Origin of the sequence: Thioclava sp. DLFJ4-1, from assembly GCF_002020145.1 — a bacterium.
Taxonomy (GTDB): domain Bacteria; phylum Pseudomonadota; class Alphaproteobacteria; order Rhodobacterales; family Rhodobacteraceae; genus Thioclava; species Thioclava sediminum.
Genome location: NZ_MPZT01000002.1, coordinates 960,850 through 983,115, shown reverse-complemented (window position 1 = coordinate 983,115; position 22,266 = coordinate 960,850). Strand labels below are relative to the sequence as shown.

Sequence of the window (22,266 nt, the reverse complement as noted above, 5' to 3'; positions counted from 1 at the left end):
TCCTCGTAGTAGCGCAGCGCCGAGGAGGCGATGCCGCTGCGGCGTGAAATCTGGTTGATGGTCAGCGTCGTTTCCATGGTCCGGTCGTTTCTCGAATTTCAGTATTGACCTCAAGTTAGCTTGAACTTTTAGAACGTCGCTCGTCCGACAGTCAACGGAGAGAAACCATGCGACAGAGTCACGCTTATCCTTCGGCTCAAAAGATGCAGGCTTTTCGCATGCCAGGAGAAGTCGGCAGCCGGCGCGACCGTTTGACCGTGAGGAGTGCATCATAATGCCAGAGGCGCCCCCGCGAGATTTGCAGCTGCGCGGTGAACCTCATTGCTTGCTCCACCGCCACGGAGCGACGTCTGTCGTTTGCGCGCTGTTGTGGGCGTTGCTGCGGTCACGGCAGAGATCCAAATCGATCCCTTCGACTACCCTTTGTTCGCATATCCGGCGCGACATTGGCCTGCCACCCGCACCGCCAGGCGCGAGGCGATATAACGAATTGCACTGACAGGAGATCAGAAATGCCCATTGAAATCGACAGCGAAACCGGCCCCGCGAACATGTTTACAGACATGATCGAATGTCATGGCCTCATCCTCTTCACCGAACGCTACGAGGCCTGCGTGGAGTTCTATCAAACCAAGCTCGGTCTGCCGCTTTGGTATGAAAAGCCAGGGCTGACCTGCCTTCGCTTCGGCGGCGGATATTTGATGATCGAGACCGGCGGACGCGCCGAAGGCACCCGGAAAGACATTTCTCAGAACCCGGTTGCGTTGCGCTTCAACGTCTCAGACGTGAAGGCTGCGGCGCGCCTGCTGGAGGCTCAGGGCGTGCCGGTCGAAGTCAAAATGCACGACTGGGGCACGACCGGCGCGTTCCTCGACCCCGACGGCAACGTGTGCAGCCTGAAGAACGCCGACGATCCCTTCTTTACCGACGAGCAAGGGTAATGATGTGCAGCCCTCCCAGCACGCAGTGGTAGCTGTCAAACGTCCTCTCTCGGAAGGGTAGGGTATCTCCGGAAGGCGAAGAAATTGGACAGGCACGAAAATACTGCCACGCTGCTTCAGCAGCTCGGAGTTCTTATCGGGCCACGCAGGGCTGGGCGGGCCACCTTCGGCTCAGAACCGCCATTTGTGGCACGCAATGGTCACTTCAGCCTTCTGAGCAACTCTTCGTTTTCGTCCATGACCCTCGAAGCTTTATGGAGAGCGTTGGAGAAATCATCGTCCATGCCCTCATACTTGGAAGGGCAAGACGATCCTGCGGTGGCCATCTCTCAAGCGCTTGCTTCTCGAAGTGCTTCACATTCCATCAAAGCGACTCAGAGGCAGCTTCCACGCGTCTCCAAGCCAACTGTTTTCCGAGGCTTTTGGCTCCGGAGGAAGCGAATAGAAACGCATGATGCAGGATGTCAACGCTGATGAGATTTTGCATCAACGCGAGAGAATGAATCAACTCCCACATGAAAAACTGCGGCGAGTTTGACGTTATAATAAAAAAATACTTTTAAATTCCAATGTTTTCTGCGGTGTTTGGAGGCTTCTGGAACCAAACTTGCATGTTGTCTCGGTGAGACGCGAGTTTGACCGGGAGTTTCTCCAAATGACGCAAGACAGCATCGTCGCCGACAATTTGCCCTATCTCGATATTTCGGACCCTGGGTTCTCCATCCGCTCCTCCGAAGTGATGCGTGCCCGCGAGCTGTGCTGGTGCGCGCGCACGAATTACGGTCTCGCAGTATTGCGTTATGACGACGTGCAAAAGCTTCTGCGGCATCCCAAGCTGCGTCAGGGCTCCTATCGCTGGCCAGCGTTGAACGATGTCACCGGGGAATTCGCGCGCTGGTGGGAAAGCATGCTTCTCAGCCAAGAGGGCGACAACCATTCACGCCTGCGCCGCATGGCGAACCCGGCTTTCTCGCCAAAACTCATCACGACGCTGGCGCCGAAATTCACTGAGCTCGCGACGATGCTGATCGACGAGTTCGCGCCGAAGGGCGAATGCGACTTCATCGCCGAATTCACCGAGCCCTACGCGACCGGCGTGATCTGCGAGCTTCTGGGGTTGCCCTTCGAGCGCTGGCGCGAGCTGGCCGACATCGCCGCCGATATGGGGCTCGCACTTGGCGTGACCTTCAAGAAGGACCTGCCGACGATCGAGGCGGCGACGAGGCGGCTCTTTGACTATGTCGAGGAGCTGGTCGAGGCACGCCGCGCCGCGCCGAAAGACGATTTCATCGGCATGCTGATTAAGGCCAACGAGGACAAGAGCCAGCTCTCTGATCAGGAGTTGCTCGACATGATCGTCTTGGCGATCTTCGGCGGCATCGATACCACGCGCAACCAGCTCGGTCTCGCGATGGCAACCTTCATCGAGCATTCCGAGCAATGGGTGCTTCTGGCCGAACAGCCGGAGCTGGGCCGTGCCGCGGTGGAAGAGGTTATGCGCGTGCGTCCCACCGTGACCTGGGTCACCCGCGAGGCAGTCGAGGACTTCACCTATAACGACACGCCGATCGAGAAGGGCACGACGCTGCACCTTTTCTCGCAATCGGCGACCTCCGATCCGCGCGTGTTCGACGATGCGAGCTTCGACATCACGGCCGAGCGCAAGCCGCATTTCGGCTTCGGCGGTGGCGCGCATCACTGCCTCGGCCACTTCATCGCCCGCGGCGACATGACCGAAGCTCTCAAGTTGCTCGCGCAACGCCTGAAGAACCCGCGCTTCAATGGCGAGGTCGAGTGGCTTCCAGATAGCGGGAATACCGGAGCGATCCGGATGCCGATCGCCTTTGACCCGGCCTGATCAACGCAAATCCTGCCGAAAAATTCCAAGAGGGACCAGTAAGATGAAAGTTCACGTCAACATGGATATCTGCCTGCTGCACGGGCAATGTGTGATCGCCGCGCCGGAGATCTTCTCCTTCGACGACAATGGCGATCTCCATTGGGTCGAAGTGATCGACGACTCGCAGGTTGCCGATGCCGAAGCTGCTTCCGATGCCTGCCCCGAGCAGGCCATCATCCTCGGCTGATCGGACATGGCAGGGCCCCGGATCACCGTCGTTGGCGCCTCGCTCGCGGGGCTGCGCACGACCGAAGCGCTGAAGGCGGCGCTTCCGCAGGCGCAGCTCACGCTGATCGGCGACGAGCCGCATGCGCCCTACAACCGGCCGCCTCTGTCGAAGGAAGTAATGGAAAGCTTTGCGGGGGGCGATACAGATGAAACCGAGGCTTTCAGCAAGCTCCTGCTACGCTCCAAGCTGATGCCGGAGGACGCGTCGATACGTCTTGGTGTGGGGGCGACCGGGATCGAGAGTGCCGGCGTGCGTCTTGCCGATGGCTCTCTGATCCGCTCGGACTGGGTGATCGCGGCGACCGGCATCCGGCCGCGCCGACTGCCGCTTCCTGGAAACGAAGACATCCGTCACGTTTTGCGGGGCTTCGACGATGCCCGCGCGCTCGCCCCGATGCTGCAACCGGGCGTCCGTCTGGCGGTGATCGGGGCCGGGTTCATCGGCTGCGAGATCGCCGCGACCGCGCGCAAGCTTGGCCTTCACGTCACGATCGTCGAACCGGGGCCGCAACCGATGATGCGCGCGCTCGGTCCGCGTGTTGCGTCCGCGATGGCCACGTTGCACCGACGCCATGGGGTGACGCTGCTCACCGGGCGTTCGGTTGAGGCGTTTAAGCCGGGCCGAGTGTTCCTCGACAACGGCAAGGAAATCGAGGCTGACGTGATCGTCGAAGCGCTCGGCTCTCTGCCCAATACCGAATGGCTTGCCGGGAGCGGTGCGGAACTCAGCGACGGCGTTCTGGTCGATGACACGATGCGGGCGGTCGGCGCATCAAACTTATTCGCGGTCGGTGACATCGCTCGCTTTGCTAACCTGCTTTTCGACGATGTACCGCGCCGGATCGAGCATTGGTGCATCCCCGGACAAACCGCCAAACGCGCCGCCCAGACCATCGTCGCGATTGAGGCGGGCGAGACGCCCGAGCCCGGTTTCGCGCCGCTGCCGAGCTTCTGGTCGGATCAATACGGCATGCGCGTTCAGGCCTTTGGCGCCCCGGCGCTGGCCGAGACGCAAACCGTTGTTGAAGGCGACCTGAGTCAGATCGGCGAGGCTCCCGTGATCGTCGAATACGCCCGCGACGGCACGCTCACCGGCGTGATCGGCCTTGGCGCTCCGCCCGCACTGATTGCCAAACACCGCGCCCGCCTGATGGCCGCACTCACTCCGAAAGAAACCGCATGAGCCCCCAGATGAACGACCTCCTCGAAGCCGCCCTCGCCAAGCTCGACGCCGAGATCGTGCATGTCGGTCAATTCGATTACGCGTCGGTCCTGCGCGAGCGGCGCCTGCGCAAGGCCCAGTTTCTCGACTGGGCGGGGGACGCGCGCTTCGCGAATGTTCTGGCCTATTGGGACAGCGGGGACAACCTCTTCGGCGGCAGCTCTTATTTCACCGAGACGGTCGAGATCGACGTCGCCTCGATGCGTGCAAACCCCTCCGAGCCCGATGCGGTCACGGTGATCGCCGAACTGTCGGGCGAGGCGAAGGAATTGATGCCGCGCCAGGTGCTGCGCCGCCAGCTTGAGCGCGCCGAAGCAATGGGCTTCAAAGTCGACGCCGCGTTCGAATTCGAGCTGATCGTCCTTGAGGAAGACGCGACCACCGCGCGCGAGAAAGGCTTCGCGGGGCTCGCGAAATTTGCCCCCGACAACAAGTGCTGGTCGGGCGCCACCGCGAATACCCATGCCGAGTTCATTGCAGACATGGAGGCAGAGATTCTCGGCCATGACGTCTCGCTCTATGCTTTGAGCGTCGAACTGGGTCCGGGCTGCCTCGAGGCCACGACCGCCGCGACCGAAGGGCTGCGTGCCGCCGACGACGCGAGCTTCCTGCGCCTGGCTGCGCGCTCCTATGCCCGCAAGCACGGTAAGACGGTGAGCTTCATGCCGTATATGGGCGCGGAGTATCCCGGTATCGGCGGCCATTGTTTGATGAGCCTGCGCAACGCCGAAACTGGCAAGAACCTCTTCGCTTCGCCCGATGGCAAGACCAACGATCTGGCGAAGAAGTTCATCGCCGGGATGATGGCGGTCGTGCCCGATGCCTTCGCCATGTGTACCTCGAGCGTGAATGCCTATCGCCGCCTCGCACCGGGTAGCTGGGCTCCTAAATCGCTCACCTGGGCGGAATATCCCTTCACCGTCGCGGTGCGCTCCGTGCCGCATACGGGCGCGCGCGCCCGTCTCGAATTCCGGGTGCCACCCGCCGATTGCAATCCGTATCTGACGATGGCGCTGATGCTGGGCGCGGGGCTCGACGGGATCGAGCGCGATTTGCCCGCGCCCGAACCGAGCGCCGCAGCGCATCCCGATTTCGTCCCCGAAGGTGCAAGCCGCTTCCCGCGCGATCTCGCCGAGGCCGCGGATCGGCTTGCTGCCAGTGACGACGCCGCGCGGATCTTCGGAGCCGCTTTCACCGAGAACTTCGCGGCCGCTTGCCGCGCCGAATACGCCAGCCTCGCCAAGGCGGTCAGCGCCGAAGAACGCGCCCGCTACCTTGAAGGCTGAGACGCAAAAAAACCAATAGGGAGCCAGGAATGACAACCGATACCGATTATCACCGCGAAGTCGATGCGCCCGGTCGGGCCGAACTGGTCGAACGTGTTCGCAAGAAGATCGACGCGCTCGGGGTCGATTACATCTACTACCAATACATCTCGATCACCGGGCGGGTGATGGGCAAGGCCGCCCCGGCGCGTCACTGGGAAACCCAGGCGCGCAAGGGTGTTCAGACCTGGATGGGCGGCGTCACCAACGTGCTGCCGGATTTCAAAGGCAACCTGATCGGCTTCGACGCGAACGCGATGGAATGTATCGCGCTGCCCGATCCCGATACGTTCGTCCAGCTCCCCTGGGACAAGCGCGTCGCTCGTGTGTTCTGCACGCTGTTCTACAGCCTCGAAGATCCGAACTTTCCCGGCCAGTATTACGAATACGACACCCGCGGGAACCTCAAGCGCTTCGACCGTGAGTTCCGCGAGACCCATAACGGGTTGCATCTGCGTGTGGGTCTTGAGCCCGAGATGCTCTGGCTCAAGCCCGAGGCTGGCGAGGTGCGCCCCTATTCCGGGGTGACCGAACCGCTCGCCTATCACATCGGCCAGTTCGAGAGCGCCCGCGATATCTGGATGCAGGTCTCCGATTATGCCCGCGCGATGGGTCTCGACATGATCCAGGGCGATTGCGAGGACGCGCCCGGCCAGATCGAGCTGAACTACCAGTTCGACGATGCGCTGCCGACATGCGACCGGATGACGACCTATCGCCAGATCTGCGCCGAGGTCGCACGCCAGCGCGGGCTGATCGCGTGTTTTATGGCGAAACCCTTTATGGGTTACGCGGCCAACGGCTGCCACCACAACTGTTCGATCTGGACCGGCGGCGAGCGCGAGGTGCAGGCGATCGTGCCGGGCGAACTGCCGGGCATGGAAGAGAACTGGATGTATTCCAAGGGCGGCGTGAACGAGTTCGAGAACACCGAAGGCGGCTGGCTGCCGACGGAGCTGGGGCATCACGTTCTGGGCGGGTCGCTCAAGCATATCAACGCGCTGACCTGTATCGGTGCGTCGACCGTGAACTCCTATCGCCGCTTCAACGACTACGGTCTCTGGGCGCCGATCGGGGCAAATTGGGGCCTGCAGAACCGCTCTTGTACGGTGCGCATATCTTCGCCCGACCGGTTCGAGTTCCGCGCAGTGGACAGCATGGTCAACCCACATCTGTTCTGCGGTGCGCTGCTGAAGGCGATGGACGATGGCATCCGCAACAAGATCGACCCGGGCGCGCCGGAATCGCGTAACGTGACCGAGGTCTGGCAGTCGGGAGGAGAGGTCAATCTCATCCCGCTCAATCTTCGGGATGCGCTGGACGCGCTCAAGAACGACGAGGTCATTCGTTCGGCACTTCCGGGGCGGCTCTACGAAGTCTTCGACGAATACAAACAGGACGAGTGGACACGCTTCCTGCGTGAGGTCACCAATTGGGATGTGGAGCAATACCTGCATTGTGTACCGTAATCCGTTGACCCCCGCAAAGGAGCCCAGAGCATGACAGATCCAACCAGACCAGAGACCGAGATGATCGACGTTCTCAGCCGGGACGGACGGATCGTGTCTGCCTGCGCTGCCCAGGAAGCCGTGCTCGGCCTCGTGCCGGGCGCGGCCGCGGGTGAGGCATGGTCAGCGATCTATCCGCTGGCCTCTCGCAAGCGGCTTGAGGGGGTTTTTACAGAGACCACCGTCGGGCCGCATGTCGTCACGCTCGAGATGCGCGCCAGCGACGGCGCGCGGATCGGCGTCACCGCGATCGTAACTCGGTTCACGGACCCCGAGCAGGGGCTTTGCTTGCGCACGGTGAAATGGCCCGCGGGCGGCGCGCTCGGAGAGGTCGCGACCCTCGCCGAGGAAAAGGAGATTCTCGAGTCGATCCTCGCGGCCTCCGACGATGCGGGCTGGTGCATGGAATGGGACGAGCCCGTGGACCTCTCGGCCCCGGAGCAAGAGATCATCCGCCAGGTTTTTGAGAATGGTCCGCATTGGCGCTTCTGCAACGATGCGATGGCGCGGCTCTATCGCACCCCTGAGGGTAAGAATTTCAATGCACTCCCTGTGCACGAGACCTTCCCGCGCTCGCCCGAAAACGAGGACTTCGTAAGGCGCTTGATCCGCGCGAGCTTTGATGTGAATGCCTCACCCTCGCGCGATCTGCGTTATGACGGCGTATTCATCGAGGTTGAGAATGACGTGCGCGGGCACATTCGGGGTAACTTCCTGTATCGCATGTGGGGCACCGTGCGTGATGTCTCGAAACACGCCCGCCGCGCCGCGGTACTGCGCGAGGAGATCGACACGCTCGAAGCAATCCTCGACGCCCTGCCGGAATCTGTTCTGGTCGTCGATCGCGATGCCCGAATTCTGCGCATCAATACCAGCGCCGAAGAACTACTCGACCTCAACCCCGACCTTCTTCCCGCGCGAAGTATCGATGATCTGATCGAACTTCCTGTCCCGCTCACTGAGATTTTCGCAGTCGCTGGAGATCATCTCCCCGGCCATCCGAGCGGTCTCTACCCGGTTCTTCTGCGCAACCCCGACCGTCCGATCCGTGCCGAACTTGCGGCGCGCTGCGTCGCGCTTCGCGAGACGGACTGCCTTGTGCTGAGTCTGCGCGCGCGGCTGGGGCCGGTCTCGCAGGGTGGCGACCTCGCAAGTTTGACGTCGCTCAGGGCTCGGGGACAGTGATGGAGGCGGGAGAGATGAAACAGACATCCGCGACGTCGCCCCGCCCGCTCGATCAGGCTCTTCATGCGCTGGCCGACGGAATCATCGTGCTCAATCCTGACCATTCAATTTCTTTCGCGAACCGCGAAGCCGCATCCCTGTGCGGGCTCAATGCGAAGGAGATGGAAGGATTCGACTTTGCGCAGTTCAACAGCATGTCCTCTCTCAATTGGACCCTGCTGGGCGAGATGCTCGAAGCGGGCCGCACGGGCAATCTCATTCTGCGGGGAGAAGCGACCGGCGCGGTTTTCGTGACCTTGCGCAGGATTTCCGCGACCGGCGCCAATGAGGGGCATGTTGTCACGCTGCGCGATCTGGCTGTGTTCGATCATGCTCGAAGGCAGGCGACCGGCGCACGATCCGCACCGACGTTCACGAGCGCGACCGAGCGCCGGATGCGACCCGATTTCGCCCGCCAGAGGGTGATTTCCCCTTGGCTCGACCGGATGATCTCGCGTGGGGAGCGCGCGCTTTTACAAGGCGCGCGAGTCATCATCACCGGGGAGTCCGGCGTCGGGAAAACCGAGATTGCGCGCCATCTGCATAACTTCGTCGCCAATGGCGTGGATCCGTTCATCGCGGTGAACTGCGCTGCGATCCCCGAGAGCCTCTTCGAATCCGAGCTCTTCGGCTATGAGAAAGGCGCGTTCACCGGGGCGTCGACCGAGGGTAAGAAAGGCCTGATTGAGGCGGCTGAAGGTGGCACGCTGTTCCTCGACGAGATCGGCGAAATTCCCTTGCCGCTTCAGGCCAAGCTGCTCTCCTTCCTCGAAGAAGGCACGATCCTACGGATCGGGGGCACGCGTCCGCGGCGGGTGAACGTGCGGGTCATCTCGGCGACCAATCGCGACCTTCTGGAAATGTCAGAAGATCGCCGCTTCCGTACGGACCTCTATTACCGGCTCGCGGTCGTGAACATGCCGATGAAGCCACTGCGTGATGTGCCCGAACTGCTCGACCACCTAATCGACCGATTTCTCACCGCGATCAATCAGCGCCGTTCGGCCCCGCTACATCTCTCCGACGATCTGCGCGCGCGGCTGCGCGCCTATCACTACCCGGGCAATATCCGCGAGCTCTGGAATCTGATGCAGCAGATCTCGGTGCTCGGCGACGACGAGGAAGAGTTGCCGCGCCGGCTCATGGCGCTCGATCCGACCCAAGCGCAGCACTCGTACGGCAGCTCTCCCGACAGCGCGCCGACCCCGCTCGCCGAAGGTGCGAGCCTGCGCGACGCGGTGAGCGAATACGAATTACGGATCATCGAAGACGCGATCCGTGTCCATGGCAGCAAACGCAAGGCTGCTGCCGCCCTCGGTGTCGATATCGGCACCATTTCTCGAAAGACCCGAAAAGAGCCGTAAACGGCCGAAAAAACCAACAGTGGAGTAAAAACATGACTATCAAGAAGACGATGCTCGGCACGCTCAGCCTGCTCGCCCTGACCGCATCGCCGGTGCTGGCGGAGGGCACGATCAACGTGCTGACCTGGGAAGGCTACGCCGACCCGTCCTTCCTCACGAAATTCGAGGAGACCTCCGGTTGCCAGGTGAATGCCACCTATGTCGGATCGAACGACGATTTCGCACCGAAGCTGATGGCCGGCGGTGGTGTCTACGATCTGATCACCCCGTCGATCGACACGACCAAGCTGATGATCGACCTCGATTTCGTCGAGCCGCTCGATACCTCGAAAATCGAGGGATGGAACGACATCTATCCGAAGTTCCTGGCCCTCGACGGTATCCAGAAGGACGGTGAATATTATGGGATGCCCTATGTCTGGGGCGCGATCGCCTTTATGTATCGCGACGATGCGTTCGATACGCCGCCCACTTCGATCGCAGATCTCTGGCGCGAAGATCTCAAGGGTAAGATTTCGCTCTGGGATGACAAGAGTGCAATCTACGTCGCCGCCCGCAAGAATGGCGACATGAACATCTACTCGCTCTCGGATGAACAAATCGAGAAGGCGAAGCAGTCGCTTGTCGAACAAAAGCCTCTGATCCGCAAATATTGGGCTACCGCTGGCGAACTCGTGGACCTCTACAAGGCCGGCGAGGTCGTGATCTCGAACACTTGGGCTGGCTATCAGTCCAGCCTTCTCGCCGACGAGGGTATCAAAGTGACCGAGTTCATCCCGACGGAGGGTGCCGAGGGGTGGATGGACAGCTGGATGGTCGTCAAGGGCAGCCCCAACAAGGAATGCGCCTACAAGTTCCTCAACATGCAGCTCTCCGAACAGGGGCAATGTGGGGTCGCCAATGTCAACGGCTATTCGGTGGCTAACGCGGCAGCCGCTAAATCCTGCATGAGCCCCGAGCAATATGCTGCTCTGCATCAGGACGACCCTGACTACCTCGATAGCCTACTAATCTGGCAATCGCTCGGTGATCGGTTCGAAGCTTACACCAACGCCTGGAATTCCGTGAAGGCGCAGTAAGCGATGCAAGAACGGTGACCCCGGTATCGGGGTCACCTCAGGGATCAAGGGATGAGGCGGTCGGGGAGGGCTGCCCGCTCCCGAGAAAGCAGGGAACAAGGCGACATGGCCTCAATCATCCAGTTGGAGAACATCTCCAAGCATTACAGTCCAACCATCATCGGCGTGGACGACGTTTCGCTGACCGTCGAAGATGGCGAATTCGTCACGCTTCTGGGGCCCTCGGGCTGTGGCAAATCCACCCTCCTGCGCATGATCGGCGGGTTCGAGGAACCTACAGCTGGAGCGATCCGGCTCGCAGACAAGGACGTGACATTCGACCCGCCCTACAAACGCGAGGTCAACATGGTCTTTCAGGACTACGCGCTCTTTCCGCATATGACGATCGGCGAGAACGTGGCCTACGGCCTCAAGACCTTCAAACTCGACAAAGATACGGTGCGGACTCGCGTGAAGGATGCGCTGATGCTGGTGGGGCTCTATGATAAGCTCAACCAGCGTCCGCAGCAGTTGTCAGGCGGTCAGCGCCAGCGGATCGCACTGGCCCGCGCCATCGTGCGGCGCCCGAAGGTTTTGTTGCTCGACGAGCCGCTCTCGGCCCTTGATGCGAAACTGCGCGAGCAGATGCAGATCGAGCTCAAGCACCTGCACGAGAAGGTCGGCATCACCTTCATTATGGTGACCCATGACCAGACCGAAGCTCTGGTGATGTCCGACCGCGTAGTGGTGATGGACAATGGCAGGATCGCTCAGGAAGGACGCCCGCAGGATCTCTATGATCACCCAGCGAGCCCCTATGTTGCGAATTTCATCGGCACAACGAGCTTTCTTCCCGGCAAAGTCAGCGCGCTTTCGGGCGAGGTCGCGACGATCGCGGCGGGCGGCACGCAGATCACGGCCCATCCCAATGCCAAGCTTGGCGAAGGTGCGACCGTCACCGTTGGCGTGCGCCCCGAGAAGGTTAAGCTGCTGGCGGAGGGCGAAGCCGCCGATAACGTCTTCGAAGGCACGATTTCGGAAGTGATCTATTACGGTCTTGGCCTGAGGATTTCGGTGACCCTCGCCGATGGCAGCAAGATCGACGCCGATACCTTGCTGCCCGACAAGCTTTCGCATTCCACCTTGCCGCAATCCGGCGCGCCGGTTCGACTGGGCGTGGCCGCCCATAACGTCTTCGTCTTCGAAGGGACGGTGACGCCATGAGCTTCCTGCGCCGCAACCTTCCAAGCATGCTGGTGATGGGCATTCCGCTCATGTGGATCGCCCTGTTCATGCTGCTGCCTTACGGGATCATCGTCACCTATTCCTTCTGGCTGAAGAAATACCCGACCTTCATCCCAGCCTTCCAGTTCGGGAACTACATCACGATCTTCACCGATCCCCAATATGTGCGGGTTTTCCTGCGCACGCTGAAGATCTCGGTGCTCGTCTCGATGGCCTCGTTCCTGCTGGCCTATCCCTTCGCCTACTACCTCGTCTTCCGCTGCCGTTCGGTGGCGCTGCGGACTTGGCTTTACATGGCGGTTATCGCGCCTTTGTGGGTGAGCTATCTGCTGCGCGCCTATATCTGGAAAACCATCCTCGGCACGGAAGGCGTGCTCAATTCCTTCCTGATGTCGCTGGGTATCATCGACGAACCGTCGAGCCTGTTTCTCTACAACCAGTTCGCGATGGTGGTGACGCTCACCTATATCTTCATCCCTTTCATGGTGATGCCGATCTACACCGCGCTCGAGAAGATCCCGACCAACCTGACAGAGGCTTCGGCCGATCTTGGAATGGGGCCGTGGCGCAGCTTCTGGACGGTCACGCTGCCCTTATCGTTGCCCGGTGTCGCGGCAGGGTTCACGCTGACCTTCTGTCTCTCCTTTGGAGACTTCATCGCGCCCTTCCTCGTGGGCGGACCTGACGGCAACCTAATCGCCAACGTGATCGCCACACAGTTCGGCGCGGCACTGAACTGGCCGCTCGGCTCCGCGCTGGCAATCGTGATGCTCGTCGTCGTTCTTACCATCGTCTCCCTCTCCGACAGGATGGAGCGCAAAGGCATGACGGGAGGCGTCTGACCATGGCACAGAAAACACCCGGCCTCGTGTCGCGCTATGGCGCGGATACGGCCTTCATGAGTTTCGTCGCGTTTTTGATGGCGTTTCTCTACATCCCGATCTGGGTCCTGATCGCGTTTTCCTTCAACGACTCGCGGTCGCTCACCTGGCCGCTCTCGGGTTTCACGCTCGACTGGTATCGCAAACTATGGAGCAATTCCGATCTGATCGCGGCGATCGGCAATAGCTTCTATGTCGCGACGCTGGCGACGGTCGTGACCCTCGCGGTGGGCGTGCCGGCGGCGATGGTGCTGCACAAGTTCGACTTCCCCGGCAAATCCGTGTTCCGCAGGCTGATCCTCCTGCCGATCACGCTGCCGGGGATCGTCACCGGTATCTCGATGCTCAACATGTTCAAGCTGATGGGCTTTTCGCTGAGCCTCGAGACGGTGATCCTGGGTCATGCGACAGCTCTGCTGGGCGTGGTGGTGACGCAGGTCTATGCGCGGCTGCAGCGCCTGCCGCCGTCGCTCGAGGAAGCTGCCTTCGATCTGGGTGCCTCGCCCTGGCGCAGCTTCATCGACATCACGTTGCCGAATATTCGCTCGGCGATCATCGGGGCGGGGCTTTTGAGCTTCGTGCTCAGCTTCGACGAGATCCCGGTGACCTTCTTCCTGACCGGGCGGGATAACACGCTGCCGATGTATATCTACTCGACGATGCGCCGCGGCGTGACGCCGGAAATCAACGCGGTGGGCACGATCATCGTGCTTCTATCGCTCATTCTCATCGTGGTCGCGGTCATCGCGACGCGAGAGCGCAAAAAATAATGACATGGAGGGAACGCCAATGACCATGACTCTGAAAGACTGGCAGGCTCGCGCTGCCGCACTCGTGCCCGAAACGCGGATGTTCATCGACGGAAAATTCGTCGATGCGGCGTCGGGCGCGAAGTTCGAAACCATCAACCCGGCCAATGGGCAGGTTGTGGCCGCTGTCGCGCGCGGCAGTGCCGAGGACGTGGACCGCGCCGTCGCGGCCGCGAAGAAGGCGTTCAAATCGGGCGTCTGGTCGCGGATGGAGCCCACCGCGCGGATGGCGGTGATGAGTCGCTTCGCGAATCTGATCGAAGAGCATGCCGAGGATTTCGCGCTGCTCGACACGCTCGACATGGGCAAGCCGATCTCGGACATGTTCAACATCGACATTCCCGGCTCGCTGATGACGATCCGCTTCTTCGCCGAAGTGATCGACAAGATGGAGGGCGCGGTGACCAACACCAATGCCGACGCGCTCCATTACATCCTGCGCCAGCCGCTGGGGGTCTGCGGGCTCGTCGTGCCGTGGAACTACCCGCTGATGATGGCTGCGTGGAAGATCGCACCCGCGCTGAGCGTCGGCAACTCGATCGTGCTGAAACCGGCCGAGCAATCGCCGCTCTCGGCGCTGCTCCTGGCGAAACTGTTCTCGGAAGCTGGCGGGCCCGATGGGGTCTTCAACGTCGTCACCGGCTTTGGCGAGGATACCGGCAAGCCGCTGGCGCTCCACATGGACGTCGACAAGATCGGCTTCACCGGTTCGGGCGAGGTCGGCAAGCTGATGATGATCTATGCGGGCCAGTCGAACATGAAGCGGGTCAGCACCGAATGCGGCGGCAAGTCGCCCCAGATCGTGCTGGCCGATTGCGAAGATCTGGCGAAGGCCGCCGCAACAGGTGTCGCGGGGATCTATGGCAACCAGGGCGAGGTCTGCTCGGCGGGCTCGCGCATCCTCGTCGAACGCGCGGTCTATGACGAGTATATCGCGCTCTTCACCGAGGCCGCGCAGGACATGCACATCCCTGGCGACCCGCTCGATCCGGACACGACGATGGGGCCGCTGGTGACGCCCGAGCAGCAATCGCGCGTGCTGGGCTATATCGAGGCGGGCCGCAAGGAGGGGGCCAAGCTCACCTTCGGCGGCAGTGTCCCGGCCAATTTCAACGCCGGCTGCTTCGTCGAGCCGACGCTGTTTACCGATGTGTCGAACAAAATGAAGATCGCGCAGGAGGAAATTTTCGGCCCGGTCGCTTCGATTATTCCGGTCGACAACCTCGATCATGCGATCGAAACCGCCAATGACACGATCTACGGGCTGGCGGCTGCGATCTGGACCTCGAATGTGAAGAACGCGCATCGCTTTGCCCGCGATGTCGAGGCGGGGATCGTCTGGGTCAACGCTTATGAGGCGGGCGATGCCACGACGCCGTGGGGTGGGTTCAAGCAGTCGGGCAACGGGCGCGACAAGTGCCTCGAGGCGCTGACGCAATACACGCAGACCAAATCGGTCTGGATCGAGTTGAGCTGACCTCTCCCGGTCGGGGCACAGCTCGCCCCGACCGACCTATCCTCAGGACGACAATGAAACTTTGTATTCTCGAAGCCGATCGCCCCGCCGAGGCGTTCCGGCCCGCCCATGGCACCTATGCGGGGATGTTCGAACGCTGGCTCGCACCGGCCTTGCCCGAGGCGACGTTCGAAAGCATCTTCGTCGCGGGGGGCGAGGCGCTTCCCGATGATCCCGATCACTATGACGCCTATCTCGTGACGGGATCCCGCGCGGGTGTCTATGAAGACCATGACTGGATTGCCCCGCTCGAGGGGTTCTTGCGCGAGTTGCGCGCGCGCAACCGCCCGGTGGCAGGGGTCTGTTTCGGCCATCAGGTGATGGCGCAGGCTTTCGGCGGGAAGGTCGAGAAATCCGCGGCCGGCTGGATGCTCGGGCGGCAGGAGCACATGCTTTCGCCGCAAGGGGCAGAGGTCTTCGGGCCCGATCCGCTCGCTGCTCTGTCGTTCCATCAGGATCAGATCACGGCGCTCCCTCCCGACGCCGCGCGGCTCTTGTCGAACGACCCCTCCCCTAATGGCGGGCTGGTCTATACCGGCTTCCCAGCGCTCTCGGTGCAGTTCCACCCCGAGTTCCAGCCGGGTTATATCCACGATCTTCTGACCGCTTATCAGGGCGATCGCGTGCCGATGGATCGGGCAAAAAGCGCACTGGCGACGCTTGACGGGGGGCTCGATAACGACAGAGTGGCAAGAGGCTTCGCCGAGTTCTTCCGCCGCAACGTCCAAAAGACATGAAACTCACCCAGAAGGTCACCCAGCGCCTCGACACCCAGCTTAAGCTCTCTCAGGAGCTGCACCGGGCGATCGGCTTTCTGGAGCTTTCCAATCTCGAGTTGGCGCAAACCCTGCGAGAGGCGGCCTCCGATAATCCCTGGCTGAGAGTGCGCCTGCCTCCCGCGATGGAGGATGGCACGGCCGATATCGCCGCACCCGGACCCTCGTTGCGCGCCCATGTACTCGGCCAGATCGACCGTTTTGCGCCGCGTCCGGCAGACCGGCCCATTGCGCTGGCGCTGCTCGACGCGATGGGGCCGAACGGCTTTCTGGAGACGCCGGTCGAGACGATCGCCGCCACGTTGCGGGTTCCGTCCGCGCGTGTCGAGACCGTCCTGGCCGCGCTTCAGGCAATCGAGCCGCGTGGCCTCTTTGCCCGCTCGCTTGGCGAATGCCTCGCCCTGCAACTTGCCGAAGAGGAAGAGGTATCGCCGCAGATGCGGCGAATGCTCGATGTTCTTCCGGTTCTCGCGGAACGTGGGCCCACCGCTCTCGCGGAGGCGGCCGGAATTAGTGGCAACGAGTTAGTCCCACTGCTGGCCCGTTTACGCGATTTGAACCCGCGACCTGCCTCTGGTTTTTCGACAGATGCTACGTGCACACGTATAGCTGATCTCATTTTCAAAAAAGGAGGCGATGGTTGGACCGCTCAGCTCAACCCCGAGAGCCTTCCCCGGATCGAAGTGAATGACTTTCAGCAGGGAGCTGGCTTAGGGACGTCGTTCTCAAGAGAAAGAAGCGCAGCGCTTCAGCTCCTCAGCGCCATTCAGACGCGAAACGAAAACCTCTTGGCGCTTGGGAAGTTGCTGGCAGTTGAGCAGGGACAGTTTCTTTCCGAGGGCCCGGTTGGGCAAAGAGTTTTGACGCGCCGAGAAGCCGCGCGTCGTCTCGGCCTTCATGAAAGCACGGTGGGACGATTGGCGCGTTCTTCCTCGGCGGCGACCCCCGCGATGGGCGTACTTTCACTGCGAGAGTTTTTCTCACGCCCTCTCCGAAAAGGTTCGGGAGTTTCATCCCCTGAGGGTGCCTTTGCGGTCAAAACGCGTATCGCGCAGATGATAGCCGAAGAAGACCCCGAATGTCCGCTAAATGATCGCCAACTGACCGAAGCACTTCGCGCGGACGGTATTCTCGTGTCACGACGCGTTGTTGCGAACCTCCGTGCCGGCGCAGGCATCCCAAATCGCGCGGTTCGGAGATCGCGATTGGATTGACTCGGTAAAAAGGGGCAGACTTTGGTGCCAACGCGAGCATCTTTGCCGCAGGCATAAAAGGCAAGGCGCCGGGAACAGCCGTAAGACCTCATTGTCTCTGGTATCGGCCCAAAGCTGCCTTTCGTCATTGGTCGAGCGCTGCAGCGCAGCTTCCCAAAACCGGTCATTCGGACAGGTTTGTCGCATTATGGAACGTAGCGGCCGTAATCTCGCTTGCTTTGAAAGCACCTGGTTGCTTCTGGAAACGCGGCCGCTGAAACTTCACTGGCGCGAAGCGTAGCAGAACCACGCAAGACGGCTATCGCGTGATGCGGTCGGCAGATGTTGAGAACATCACGACTGACTTTCCTTCAACCTGCCGCAACCCACAGCTTTCCAGCATCGCGCGCGACGGAGCGTTGTCTTGTGCGACAAACTCCATCGTCGCTTCCGCTCCGAGTTCAGTGACCGCAGCAAGGTTGCAGAGCGCGTCCATATGCTTGCCGAGACCCAGCCTCCGCAGCGCGGGATCGACTGCGATCAGGCCGACCCATGCTGACTTGAAAAAGGGGCTGTGTCGATTGTGGGTCATGGCCGCGAAACCGGCCGCAACGATGCGGCCAGCAATATTCTCAATTGCGATGAGCCGCGCCGGGAAAAGCTTCCCAAGCAGAGCGTCCGTCGAGAAGGGAGAAATGCCCTGATCTGCCAGGAATGACTGGACATCGCGAGCCCTCTGCGGTGTCAACGCCTCGTCGGGCACACGCGACAGGCCCTCCGGAAGTCCGCTATCTGTTATTTTTGCGCAGACGCCGCGGATGGTCTTTGCGTCCGCCATGAACAGGTCCCAGAGATGCAGCTTGGGATCGAAGCAGCTCAGCTCTGCGCGCGCAGTCTCAACCGTCTGCGCATCGACACCGCGAAGCGTGATCATGCCTTCGTCAACCATGCTATTGCGTAACCGGTCCCAACCCAACTGCGCCGGATCATCGCTCGAAAAGGTGCGGGCGTGGACCACCGCGCCAGGCATGTCGATGAGCTCGGCCACCTGCTCATCTCGGGCTTTTTGAAGCGCTTGTATCTTTTCATCGCCGAAATAGGGAGACAGGACAGCAGTCATTGCCAAGACATCCTATGCCAATTTATCGACCAAGATCGCGTTGAGCGTTGAACCCGAGCGACGCAAGATGGCAAGCTCTTGGAATTCCTGCGAGTTCCAAAAACCTTTCGCACAACTGCGGTTTGGAAACTCGATGATGAACGCAGCATCAGGAATCGCGTTCTCACCTTCCATGCTCTCGGGGTCGCCGCCTCTCACCAGAAACTGTCCACTATGCTGCGCTACGACGTCGGGGATCTTCGAGAAGTATTCGTTCATCCAGTCTCGACTGTGAATTTGCATCTGGCCGATTATGAATGCTGCCATTGTCGCACGTCTTGTCGCTGAGGAGATCGATAGAGAAATACGCCGCCATCAAACCCCCAGTGATCTCAAACCACGCAAAACTTCGTGGTATCTTCGGTGCGGGTCAAAGATCGGACATATGTGCTGCGCGCCAAATCGGTAAACTTGAGCTTGAAGTGACTTGCGGCAGCGTAACACAATTGCCCCCTTGGGCGGAGCAGTTTATCGCGCACTCGCGGGCCATAGCGGTCCTCGGGTCGCCAGGGACATAGCATCCGCTTCGAACGTCAAAGGGATACTCACCCGAACACTCGTAGTTCCCTCTGCGGAGGTCGTTCTAACAGTCGCCCGGGTTGCGCGCGGCAAGCGGAAGCGTCAGCCTGACGCGAGTTCCGCGGTCGCAGGGGGTCAGTCTCACCTCCCCTTGGTGGCGGTGCAAAACCTGTTCGACGATCGCGAGACCGAGACCGGTGCCTTCGCCATTCCGAAGTTGTGAGAAGCGCCGAAATGCGATCTCTTCTTGATCGAGCGGGATGCCGACCCCATCGTCCTGAACAATGACCTTGGCTTCCGTCCCAGATCGTTCCGTATTCACCGCGATACGTGTCATCGTCGGTCCTCCATGGTGCAGTGCGTTCTCCAGGAGGTTCCGCACGGCCTCGCCGATCAGAACAGGGTCGCCGCTCACGGGAAGGGGCTCGGGTGACGTTTCGAGTTCGAATTCGATGTCACGCGAAAGCGCCGCGGAGCCAAAGCTGCGGCAGACCTCTTCCAGGACCGGGTTCAGATCGAACTCCTCGACGGTTTCGCCACCGTCGTAGCGAAGCCTCTCGAGCGAGAGAAGTTGATCCGCCAGTCGGGCGGAGTTGCGCGCAGCCTCGATCAATTCCTGCTGGCGCGCCTCGCGTTCGGCGGGATCGCGCACACCCGGCAAAGTCTCGGCCAGTGCGAGAAGTGCGGACGCAGGATTGCGAAGCTGATGGGCCGCGTCGGAAATGAAGGCTTGATGGGTCTCTATGCTCCGACGCATCTGCAACAGCAGCCTGTTGAGCGTCGTGACGATGCCCATGACTTCTTTGGGCACGGGGCGTTTGATGCGGGCGAGATCATCGGGCGAGCGTTTTTCGATCGCGGCCTGAAGATCGTTGAGAGGTCGGAGACCGATCTGGACACCGAACCAGATCAGCAGACTCAGCGCGACCATCAGGACGACGATGACGGCTGCCGCCCGTTGGGCCAATTGGCGGGCGAATGCACGGCGATCGCTCGCCCGTTGCCAGACCGTTACGACGGTTTCTCCGGTCATGTTGCCGATCGTCCGGCGTTCATGCATCCGCATGACGCGCATCAGTTCGCCGCGATATTCCGCCATGTAATAGTAAGGCTTGTCTTGCGGACCTTCTGTCTCGGGGCGCGGCGGGTAGGCGTAGCCGGTCACGTAGATCCCGCCGGGTCCGGTCACGTGGTAAAAAACTTCGCCGCCGCCTGCGTCCGAAATGATGTCCCGGGTGCTCGGCGAAAGCGCATCGCCCTCAGAGATCGCGACATCGCGCGAAATCGCCAGCGCCGCGGCGAGGAGACTACGATCGAATAGCTCTTCCGAGGTTCGTTGCCCCACCGTAAAGCGCCACCACCCTAACAGGAGCGAGACCAGCAAGAGCGGCGGAAGGATGACGAGAAACAGTCTCATCCGCAGGGACATGGACCTGGGCTGCGCGATCATGAAGCTTCCACCTCGAGCATGTAGCCCAGGCCACGGGCCGTCTTGATCTTGATCCCGTATGGCTCAAGTCGTTTGCGCAGTCGCGAGACATGCGGTTCGATCGCGCTCTCCTCGGCATCCGAGCCTGTGCCATAGACATGCGTGATCAATGCCGATTTGGAGACGATCCGTCCGCGCCGTTCGAGTAGACATTCCAGCGTGGCGATCTCCTTACGCGGAATTTCAAGCGGAGTTTCGTCATGCATCAGCTGGCGACTGGTGCGGTCGAAGACGAGCGGACCGAACGTGTCGCGCTCCATGAATTCGAGGTTTTTGCGCCGTGCCATCGCCCGCAGCCGGGCTTCCAGCTCGTCCATCTCGAAGGGCTTGGTGAGATAGTCGTCCGCCCCGGCATCCAACCCAGCAACCCGCTCGGCCGTTTCGGAGCGCGCGGTCAGCAGGATCACCGGCGCCCCGTCACCACGCCTGCGCAGCGCCCGCAGCACCTCGATCCCGTCCATACCCGGTAAGTTCAGGTCCAGCACGATCAGATCGGCGCCTTCCTGCGCGAGAAAACGGTCGGCCTCGAGTCCATCATGCAGAAGGTCCACGGCATGTCCGCGATCCCGCAGGCGGAAGGCGATGGCGCGGGACAGAGCCTCGTTATCTTCGATGATGGCGATGCGCATGGTTACTTCTTTGTCATGTTGCGCAAGTTTCGCGCAAGGTTAGGACGACATGTTGCCGGTGTAGGAGGAGGGATTCGTCCCTTGAGGAGAATAACTACATACCGGCCGGCTTCGAGCCCGCCCGGTTCGAAAGGTCTAAGGGAGGACACTAATGACCATCAAGCAATTCATATATTCTGCGGCGGCGCTCGCCTTCATGTCGGCACCGGCCCTCGCGGATGTCGACTTCAGCGGCAAGACCATCGAATGGGTCATTCCGTTCTCGGAGACCGGGGGCTCTGCGAAATGGGCCAACTTCTTTGCGCCGCTGCTGGCGCAGGAGCTGCCGGGCAAACCCACCGTGATCGTGAAGTTCATGCCGGGCGCGGGCTCGACCAAGGGCGCGAACTGGTTTCAGGAGCAGCGCTACGAGGATGGCACCCTGCTGTTCGGTACCTCCGGCTCGACGCAGTTCCCCTATCTGCTGGGCGATCCGCGGGTGCGCTACGAGTATTCCGACTGGATCCCCGTCATGGCATCGGGCACGGGCGGCGTGGCTTATCTGAACCCCGAGGCCGGTAAGAAATTCGATGGGTCTGCGAATAACCTCAAGGACCTCAACTTCATCTACGGTTCGCAGGGTGCAACTCGTCTCGACCTCGTGCCGCTTCTCGCATGGCGGATGCTGGGCATGAACGTGGAGCCGGTCTTCGGTATCAAGGGGCGTGGCGACGGGCGCCTGATGTTCGAGCGCGGCGAAGCGACGATCGATTATCAAACGACGACCGGCTATCTCGGCGGCTCGCTCTCGATGGTCGAGGCTGGCAAGGCCGTTCCGATGATGACTTGGGGCGCGCTCGACGAGAATAACAACATCGTCCGCGATCCGACCTTCCCCGATCTGCCGACCTTCAAGGAAGTTTGCGAAGCCACTGATGGCTGTGAAACCTCCGGCGAAGCCTGGGATTCGTGGAAAGCGTTCTTCATCGCGGGCTTCCCGGTTCAGAAGATTGCGTTCCTGCCGCAGGGCACGCCCGATGACGTGGTCGAAGCTTTTACCGAAGCCTTCGACGCCGTGCGCAACCGTCCCGACTTCAAGAAGATCGCGGCCCAGCAGGTTGGCAAATACGACGTCTTCGTCGGCAAGGGCGCCGAGCAGGCGACGAAGGAAGGCACGACCGTGTCTCCCGAAGCCAAAGCCTATGTGACCGACTGGCTTCAAGAAGCCTACGGCGTTTCGCTGAACTAAGCGAAACCCTCGAGCGGTCCCTTCCTGCGAGACGCGGACCGCTCACTTTCTC

At 61.1% G+C, this 22,266-nt stretch carries 20 protein-coding genes; 16 read left to right on the top strand and 4 right to left on the bottom strand.

The features are described from left to right. The first annotated feature begins 512 nt into the window (after window positions 1–512). The 15 genes from BMI85_RS09885 to BMI85_RS09815 all read left to right on the top strand — a co-directional run bounded on the left by BMI85_RS09885 (window position 513) and on the right by BMI85_RS09815 (window position 17,211). Window positions 513–941, top strand: coding sequence for a VOC family protein (locus BMI85_RS09885; RefSeq protein ID WP_246832528.1), 429 nt, complete (start codon window positions 513–515; stop codon window positions 939–941). A gap of 655 nt (window positions 942–1,596) precedes the next feature. Further along, window positions 1,597–2,799 (top strand): cytochrome P450, encoded by a 1,203-nt coding sequence (locus BMI85_RS09880; protein WP_078601058.1) that lies wholly within the window; start codon window positions 1,597–1,599, stop codon window positions 2,797–2,799. 43 nt (window positions 2,800–2,842) lie between these two features. Then, a complete protein-coding gene (locus BMI85_RS09875) occupies window positions 2,843–3,028 on the top strand; it encodes a ferredoxin (protein ID WP_038073655.1) in 186 nt (61 codons plus the stop codon). A 6-nt stretch (window positions 3,029–3,034) separates the two neighbouring features. Next, window positions 3,035–4,252, top strand: a complete 1,218-nt coding sequence (locus BMI85_RS09870; RefSeq protein ID WP_078601056.1) for an FAD-dependent oxidoreductase — start codon at window positions 3,035–3,037, stop codon at window positions 4,250–4,252. Continuing rightward, the gene (locus BMI85_RS09865; protein ID WP_078601054.1) at window positions 4,249–5,577 is read left to right on the top strand and encodes a hypothetical protein; all 1,329 of its coding nucleotides are present in this window, start codon (window positions 4,249–4,251) and stop codon (window positions 5,575–5,577) included. The genes BMI85_RS09870 and BMI85_RS09865 overlap by 4 nt, the downstream gene beginning before the upstream one ends. 29 nt (window positions 5,578–5,606) lie before the next feature. After that, complete coding sequence (locus BMI85_RS09860) at window positions 5,607–7,085, top strand: glutamine synthetase family protein (protein ID WP_078601052.1); 1,479 nt, start codon at window positions 5,607–5,609, stop codon at window positions 7,083–7,085. 30 nt (window positions 7,086–7,115) lie between these two features. Next, window positions 7,116–8,309, top strand: coding sequence for a PAS domain-containing protein (locus BMI85_RS09855; RefSeq protein ID WP_078601050.1), 1,194 nt, complete (start codon window positions 7,116–7,118; stop codon window positions 8,307–8,309). A gap of 14 nt (window positions 8,310–8,323) precedes the next feature. After that, window positions 8,324–9,712, top strand: a complete 1,389-nt coding sequence (locus BMI85_RS09850; protein ID WP_168174765.1) for a sigma 54-interacting transcriptional regulator — start codon at window positions 8,324–8,326, stop codon at window positions 9,710–9,712. A gap of 32 nt (window positions 9,713–9,744) precedes the next feature. Further along, complete coding sequence (locus BMI85_RS09845) at window positions 9,745–10,791, top strand: ABC transporter substrate-binding protein (protein ID WP_078601046.1); 1,047 nt, start codon at window positions 9,745–9,747, stop codon at window positions 10,789–10,791. A 105-nt stretch (window positions 10,792–10,896) separates the two neighbouring features. Further along, window positions 10,897–11,994: an ABC transporter ATP-binding protein gene (locus BMI85_RS09840; RefSeq protein ID WP_210402334.1), complete on the top strand. Its 1,098-nt coding sequence runs from the start codon at window positions 10,897–10,899 to the stop codon at window positions 11,992–11,994. Next, on the top strand, window positions 11,991–12,857 hold the full coding sequence (locus BMI85_RS09835) for an ABC transporter permease (protein WP_078601042.1): 867 nt from the start codon (window positions 11,991–11,993) through the stop codon (window positions 12,855–12,857). Before BMI85_RS09840 ends, BMI85_RS09835 begins: the two co-directional genes overlap by 4 nt. A gap of 2 nt (window positions 12,858–12,859) precedes the next feature. Further along, window positions 12,860–13,666, top strand: coding sequence for an ABC transporter permease (locus BMI85_RS09830; RefSeq protein ID WP_078601040.1), 807 nt, complete (start codon window positions 12,860–12,862; stop codon window positions 13,664–13,666). A gap of 19 nt (window positions 13,667–13,685) precedes the next feature. Further along, the gene (locus BMI85_RS09825; protein WP_078601038.1) at window positions 13,686–15,182 is read left to right on the top strand and encodes an aldehyde dehydrogenase; all 1,497 of its coding nucleotides are present in this window, start codon (window positions 13,686–13,688) and stop codon (window positions 15,180–15,182) included. Window positions 15,183–15,235: 53 nt separating this feature from the next. Beyond that, window positions 15,236–15,958 (top strand): type 1 glutamine amidotransferase, encoded by a 723-nt coding sequence (locus BMI85_RS09820; RefSeq protein ID WP_078601036.1) that lies wholly within the window; start codon window positions 15,236–15,238, stop codon window positions 15,956–15,958. Next, window positions 15,955–17,211 carry an RNA polymerase sigma-54 factor gene (locus BMI85_RS09815; RefSeq protein WP_078601034.1) on the top strand — a complete coding sequence of 419 codons (1,257 nt, stop codon included), beginning with the start codon at window positions 15,955–15,957 and terminating at the stop codon, window positions 17,209–17,211. Before BMI85_RS09820 ends, BMI85_RS09815 begins: the two co-directional genes overlap by 4 nt. Window positions 17,212–17,509: 298 nt before the next feature. Here the strand turns inward: BMI85_RS09815 and BMI85_RS09810 are convergent, their stop codons facing one another. From BMI85_RS09810 to BMI85_RS09795, 4 genes are all read right to left on the bottom strand, one after another. Further along, window positions 17,510–18,310 (bottom strand): GNAT family N-acetyltransferase, encoded by an 801-nt coding sequence (locus BMI85_RS09810; RefSeq protein ID WP_078601032.1) that lies wholly within the window; start codon window positions 18,308–18,310, stop codon window positions 17,510–17,512. A 12-nt stretch (window positions 18,311–18,322) separates the two neighbouring features. Further along, window positions 18,323–18,616, bottom strand: a complete 294-nt coding sequence (locus BMI85_RS09805; RefSeq protein ID WP_078601030.1) for a DUF1330 domain-containing protein — start codon at window positions 18,614–18,616, stop codon at window positions 18,323–18,325. Window positions 18,617–18,932: 316 nt separating this feature from the next. Then, window positions 18,933–20,285, bottom strand: coding sequence for a sensor histidine kinase (locus BMI85_RS09800; RefSeq protein ID WP_246832527.1), 1,353 nt, complete (start codon window positions 20,283–20,285; stop codon window positions 18,933–18,935). A gap of 29 nt (window positions 20,286–20,314) precedes the next feature. Beyond that, on the bottom strand, window positions 20,315–20,986 hold the full coding sequence (locus tag BMI85_RS09795) for a response regulator transcription factor (RefSeq protein WP_078601027.1): 672 nt from the start codon (window positions 20,984–20,986) through the stop codon (window positions 20,315–20,317). A 151-nt stretch (window positions 20,987–21,137) separates the two neighbouring features. Between BMI85_RS09795 and BMI85_RS09790 the strand changes: the two genes are divergently transcribed. Then, window positions 21,138–22,214: a tricarboxylate transporter gene (locus BMI85_RS09790; protein ID WP_078601025.1), complete on the top strand. Its 1,077-nt coding sequence runs from the start codon at window positions 21,138–21,140 to the stop codon at window positions 22,212–22,214. Window positions 22,215–22,266 lie beyond the last annotated feature (52 nt).

Coding starts and splice junctions, on each gene's coding strand:
- BMI85_RS09885 (WP_246832528.1), top strand. CDS start 513: ATGCCCATTGAAATCGACAGCGAAACCGGCCCCGCGAACATGTTTACA.
- BMI85_RS09880 (WP_078601058.1), top strand. CDS start 1,597: ATGACGCAAGACAGCATCGTCGCCGACAATTTGCCCTATCTCGATATT.
- BMI85_RS09875 (WP_038073655.1), top strand. CDS start 2,843: ATGAAAGTTCACGTCAACATGGATATCTGCCTGCTGCACGGGCAATGT.
- BMI85_RS09870 (WP_078601056.1), top strand. CDS start 3,035: ATGGCAGGGCCCCGGATCACCGTCGTTGGCGCCTCGCTCGCGGGGCTG.
- BMI85_RS09865 (WP_078601054.1), top strand. CDS start 4,249: ATGAGCCCCCAGATGAACGACCTCCTCGAAGCCGCCCTCGCCAAGCTC.
- BMI85_RS09860 (WP_078601052.1), top strand. CDS start 5,607: ATGACAACCGATACCGATTATCACCGCGAAGTCGATGCGCCCGGTCGG.
- BMI85_RS09855 (WP_078601050.1), top strand. CDS start 7,116: ATGACAGATCCAACCAGACCAGAGACCGAGATGATCGACGTTCTCAGC.
- BMI85_RS09850 (WP_168174765.1), top strand. CDS start 8,324: ATGAAACAGACATCCGCGACGTCGCCCCGCCCGCTCGATCAGGCTCTT.
- BMI85_RS09845 (WP_078601046.1), top strand. CDS start 9,745: ATGACTATCAAGAAGACGATGCTCGGCACGCTCAGCCTGCTCGCCCTG.
- BMI85_RS09840 (WP_210402334.1), top strand. CDS start 10,897: ATGGCCTCAATCATCCAGTTGGAGAACATCTCCAAGCATTACAGTCCA.
- BMI85_RS09835 (WP_078601042.1), top strand. CDS start 11,991: ATGAGCTTCCTGCGCCGCAACCTTCCAAGCATGCTGGTGATGGGCATT.
- BMI85_RS09830 (WP_078601040.1), top strand. CDS start 12,860: ATGGCACAGAAAACACCCGGCCTCGTGTCGCGCTATGGCGCGGATACG.
- BMI85_RS09825 (WP_078601038.1), top strand. CDS start 13,686: ATGACCATGACTCTGAAAGACTGGCAGGCTCGCGCTGCCGCACTCGTG.
- BMI85_RS09820 (WP_078601036.1), top strand. CDS start 15,236: ATGAAACTTTGTATTCTCGAAGCCGATCGCCCCGCCGAGGCGTTCCGG.
- BMI85_RS09815 (WP_078601034.1), top strand. CDS start 15,955: ATGAAACTCACCCAGAAGGTCACCCAGCGCCTCGACACCCAGCTTAAG.
- BMI85_RS09810 (WP_078601032.1), bottom strand. CDS start 18,310: ATGACTGCTGTCCTGTCTCCCTATTTCGGCGATGAAAAGATACAAGCG.
- BMI85_RS09805 (WP_078601030.1), bottom strand. CDS start 18,616: ATGGCAGCATTCATAATCGGCCAGATGCAAATTCACAGTCGAGACTGG.
- BMI85_RS09800 (WP_246832527.1), bottom strand. CDS start 20,285: ATGAGACTGTTTCTCGTCATCCTTCCGCCGCTCTTGCTGGTCTCGCTC.
- BMI85_RS09795 (WP_078601027.1), bottom strand. CDS start 20,986: ATGCGCATCGCCATCATCGAAGATAACGAGGCTCTGTCCCGCGCCATC.
- BMI85_RS09790 (WP_078601025.1), top strand. CDS start 21,138: ATGACCATCAAGCAATTCATATATTCTGCGGCGGCGCTCGCCTTCATG.